This window comes from Streptomyces sp. NPDC006265, from assembly GCF_040613555.1.
Lineage (GTDB): Bacteria > Actinomycetota > Actinomycetes > Streptomycetales > Streptomycetaceae > Streptomyces.
This window is the reverse complement of record NZ_JBEXSH010000759.1, coordinates 1-4540: the sequence shown is the minus strand read 5'-3', so window position 1 is coordinate 4540 and position 4540 is coordinate 1. Positions and strand designations below refer to the sequence as shown.

Annotated in this window: 1 protein-coding gene and 3 pseudogenes; 1 reads left to right on the top strand and 3 read right to left on the bottom strand. The window is 71.1% G+C overall.

Features of this window, described 5'->3' with window-relative positions; all coding sequences use genetic code 11:
• Nucleotides 1-135: 135 nt before the first annotated feature.
• The 3 genes and pseudogenes from ABZ281_RS39245 to ABZ281_RS39235 all read right to left on the bottom strand — a co-directional run.
• A complete protein-coding gene (locus ABZ281_RS39245) occupies nucleotides 136-1068 on the bottom strand; it encodes a dihydrodipicolinate synthase family protein (protein ID WP_356662776.1) in 933 nt (310 codons plus the stop codon).
• Nucleotides 1065-1857, bottom strand: a pseudogene (locus ABZ281_RS39240) (ABC transporter ATP-binding protein); the annotation flags it as partial. The gene ABZ281_RS39245 and the pseudogene ABZ281_RS39240, both read right to left, overlap by 4 nt.
• Before the next feature lie 6 nt (nucleotides 1858-1863).
• Nucleotides 1864-3259: pseudogene (locus tag ABZ281_RS39235) on the bottom strand (ABC transporter substrate-binding protein); the annotation flags it as partial.
• Nucleotides 3260-3355: 96 nt separating this feature from the next.
• On the opposite strand from ABZ281_RS39235, the pseudogene ABZ281_RS39230 reads away from it, so the two are divergent.
• Nucleotides 3356-4500: pseudogene (locus ABZ281_RS39230) on the top strand (abortive phage infection protein).
• Nucleotides 4501-4540 lie beyond the last annotated feature (40 nt).

Below are 4540 nucleotides of genomic sequence, written 5' to 3'. Positions count from 1 at the left end.
TCGCTCGAGCGGGGGGACCCCCACGCCGCACGGTGCGAAGGGACAGGTGGCTCCGCCACATGACCCTCCGCACCGCACGCCGATCGCACGCACCGCACGCCGCTCCTTCTCCTGCGGAGATCCATCAGAAACCTCCTAGAGCAGACCGGCCGCCGTGAGGTACTTCCCGACCTGCTCCACCTCGTCCGGCGACAGCGGGATCTGCGGCTCCGCCGTCGTCGGGGAGTCGATCACGCCACGCAGGTGCAGCGCGGTCTTGAAGGCGCCGATCGCCGAGGAGTTCGGGCCCATCCGGGCCGGGTCGCCGACGGTCACCATGCCGAACAGGGCGCACAGTCGCTCCTGTTCGGCCCGGGCGGCCTCCCAGTCCCCGGCCCGGCACAGGCCGTCCAGGCGGACATAGCCGTGCGGGTCGACGTTGCCGAGGCCCGGCACCGTGCCGTCCGCGCCGATCGCGAGGGCCGCGTCGACGATCAGTTCGGAGCCGGTCAGCACGCTGAAACCGGTGATGCCACGGCGTTCCCGGACGCCGGTCACGACCTGGCGGAAGGCGGCCAGGTCGCCGCTGGAGTCCTTGAGCCCGGCCACCACACCGTCCGCGGCCAACTCCAGCACCACGTCGGCCGGCAGCTTCGTGTGGACGGCGACGGGAAGGTCGTAGGCGATCACCGGGACCGGGCTCGCGGCGGCGACCGCACGGTAGTGGCGGGCGATCTCCGCGGGGTGGGTGCGGGCGTAGAACGGGGCGGTGACGACGACCGCGTCCGCGCCCGCCGCCGTCACCGACTCGACGTGGTCCAGGACCCGGGGCGTCGTCATGTCGATCGCCCCGGCCAGCACCGGGAGCCGCCCTCCCACATGGCCCGTGACCGACTCGACGACCAGCCTGCGCTGCCGGTCCGGCAGATACGCGGCCTCCGAGGTCGAGCCGAGCACGAACAGTCCGTGCACCCCGCCGGCCACCAGATGGTCGACGAGCCTGACCAGCGAGGGGACGTCCACCTCGCCGTCCGGTGTCAGGGGCGTGCAGACGGGCGGGATGACACCGGTCAGCGGGGTGAGGGTCATGGGGCCTCCATCGGGTCGCGTCGGCGGACGAGCTCGCGGGTCGACTCGTCCTCCCGGACAGGATGGTGGCAGCGGAAGCGGTGCGCGGGCGCCGACGCGGCGGAGAAGCCCGGCATCTCGTCCGCGCACGCCCCGTCCGCCTTCCAGCAGCGGGTGCGGAACGGGCAGCCGCTCGGCGGGCGGGTCGCCGACGGCAGCGGACCGGTCAGCGGGATCGGGCCGATCGGGTCGAGCAGGCCCGGCTGGCGGAGAACAGGGCGCGGGTGTACGGGTGCCGGGCCCGGTCGGTGACCAGGGCGGCCGGGGTCTCCTCCACGATCCGGCCCAGATACATGGTGATCACACGGTCGCTCATCCGCCGTACCGTCTGAATGTCGTGCGAGACGAACACCAGGGCCAGGCCCAGGTGTTCCTTCAGGTCCAGTAGCAGATTGAGGATCTGGGCGCGGACGGACACGTCCAGGGCGCTCGTCGGCTCGTCGGCCACGACGAGGTCCGGTCCAGCGCCAGCGCCCGGGCGATCGCGACGCGCTGGCGCTGCCCGCCCGACAGCTGGGCCGGCACGGCCCCGGCGAGGGCCCGCGGGAGGCCGACGAGGGACATCAACGCGCGGACTCTCTCGTCCCGTCCGCTCCTCGTGCCCCGGTCGTGCACGTCCAGCGGGTCGCGCAGGATGTGCCGGACGGTCAGGCGGCGGTTCAGGGCCGTCGACGGGTCCTGGAAGATCATGCCGATGCCGGCGCCGACGGCCCGGCGGCGTTCGGAGGCCGGCATCGTCCACAGGTCCCGGTCGGCGGCCCAGCGGGTGTACCGCATCCAGAGGTTCTCGGGGCCGTGGTTGTAGTGCATGATCAGGTCGGCGTCGAGGCCGAACTGGTTGGGGTTCGAGGCGGCGGCGACGACCTGGTAGTCCTGCTTCTGGTCCATCTTCGTGAACACGGCCGTGGTCTCCTGCGGTGACAGGGTCGTCTTCACCCCGATCGCGTCCCAGGACGCCTTGACGGTCGGCAGGCAGTCGACGATCCAGCTGACGTTCACGGCCAGGATCTCGATGCTCAGCCTCTTGACCCCGGCCTCCCTCAGCAGTGCCTTCGCCTTGTCCGGGTCGTGGTCGTAGACCGTCTTCGCCCGGCGGTAGGGCGGGTTGGCCTCGTCGAGGAAGGAACTGGACGGCTTGCCGCGGCCCTTGAGGGCGACCTCCACCATCTTCTCGGTGTCGATGGCGTAGTGCAGGGCCTGGCGCACCCGCACGTCGTCGAACGGTTTGTGCCCGGTGTTGAACATCAGGAACAGGTTGTTCATCCCGGCCCCGCCGGCCACCGTCATCCCGCCGCTCTCCAACTGGCCGATGTTGGCGTACGGGATGTTGTCCGCGATCTGCGCGCCGGCACTGGAACCCGAGATCTTCGCGACGCGCGGGGCCGCGTCCACGATCGTCAGCCAGTTCATCGTCCGGAAGGCGGGCTTGCGCGGTCCGTTGTAGCCGTCGAACGCCTCGAAGGTGGTGTTGGACTTCGGGTGGTGCGCGGTCTGCCGGTACGGCCCCGAGCCGATCGCCTTGCCCTTGATGGCGTCGTCCCAGGCGCCCGGCCGGGAGAACACGTGCTGCGGCATGATCTTCGCGAGGGTCAGCCGCGAAAGCCCGTCGGGGAACGGGAACTTCAGCACCAGCTCCACGTTCCGCGCGTCGATCTTCCGGACCTCCTTAAGCCAGCTCGCGAAGAAGCCCTTGGCGAGGGTCTGGGTGTCCGGGTCGAGGATCCGCTGGAAGACGAACACCACGTCGTCGGCGGTGACGGGCTTGCCGTCGTGAAACGTCGCCCCCGAACGCAGCGTGAACGTCCACGACGTGCCGTCCGGGTCCTTCGGCACCTCCGTCGCCAGGGCCGCGTACGGCTCACGGGAGATCGGGTCCGTGTCCAGCAGGCCCTCGTAGATGTGGTTGTTGGCGGCCATGCAGAACGCGGACGCCGTCTGGGTGGGGTCCCAGCTGCCGTCGTTGCCGTAGCCGATCACCGCGGTGAGGGTCCGGTCCTGACCATGGCTCGAACCGGTGTCGTTGGTGGACTCCGGGCCCGGACGAACAGGCCGACAGCGAGGCGGAGACGGCGCCGGCCGCGCCCAGGGCGCCGGTGTACTTCAGGAACGACCGGCGGTGCAGCGCCGGCACGTCGGCGGTCTCGTCGCGCACGGGTCCTCCAGCGAGGTCTGGGGGGAAGGGACTGGCAGAGGAGATACGACGTCCTACGTCCTGCGGCGCAGTGGGCCGCATGGCAGAGACCAAGGGGTGCAGGCAGGTGAAGGGATCAGCCGGGCGCAGTTCCTGGCCGGGGCCGCGGCGGTGGGAGCCGCCGGGGTGGCGGGACCGGCCGGGCAGGCCCGGGCGGCGCAGGCACGGCGTGGACGGGGGACTGCGTCGGCGGGGCGTCGTCTACACGGTCGGGGCGGGGGAGACTTCGGGGACCGCGTGGAGTGCCGCCCGGATGCGGCACGACATCCGGGCCATCCGGGACGACCTGCACGCCCGACACCGTCGACGTCACGGGAGACGGCGTCGAACGCCTCACGAAGACCGCCGCCGAGGCGGCAGAGCGCGGGCTGCACGTCTGGCTGCAGCCGACCCACGGGGACGCCCCGCAGCGGGACATCCTGGAGCACATCGCCGAGACCGGCCGGTTCGCGGAGCGGCTGCGGAGGCAGGGCACGAGTGTCGACTTCAGCGTCGGCTGCGAGTTCTGGCTCTTCGTCCCCGGCATCCTGCCGGGCGAGACGGTGCTGGAGCGCATCGAGAACCTCCAGAACGGCACGGTCGACTGGCCGGGCATGCAGCGGCGCCTCTCCGAGTTCACGGTTCGGGCGGCCGAGGTCGGCCGGTCCGTCTTCCGGGGGAACCTCAGCTATGCGGCGGCCCAGAGCATCGACGCCCCGGACTGGAACCTCTTCGACATCGTCGGCATCGACTACTACGCGCACTTCGACAACCCCTCCGACCACGTTCGCGAACTGCGGCCGTACCTGAAGTGGGGCAAACCACTCGCCATCACCGAGTTCGGTACATGCGCGTACGTCGGTGCGCCCGAGACCGGCGGCATGGGCTGGGACATCGTCGACTACGACAAGGAGCCGCCGGAGATCAAGGGGAACCCCGTCCGCAGCGAGCGAGTCCAGGCCGACTACGTGGGCGGGTTGCTGGACGTCTTCGAGTCGATGGGTCTGTACGCGGCGATGGCCTTCGAGTTCATCAGCGCGGACGCCCCGCACCGCCCGGACGAGCCCCGCCGTGACCTCGACATGGCGTCGTACGCCCTCACCTAGGTGATCAGGGACCGGCCGGACGGCCCCGCCTCCGGCTGGCACTGGGAGCCGAAGGAGGCGTTCCGCGCCTTGGCGCGCAGATACGCCAGGGCGTGCGGGGCCGGTCAGCGGCAGTAGGTGTCCTTGCGGGGCCGTTCCCCGGTGGCCAAGAAGCGGG

Coding starts and splice junctions, on each gene's coding strand:
- ABZ281_RS39245 (WP_356662776.1), bottom strand. CDS start 1,068: ATGACCCTCACCCCGCTGACCGGTGTCATCCCGCCCGTCTGCACGCCC.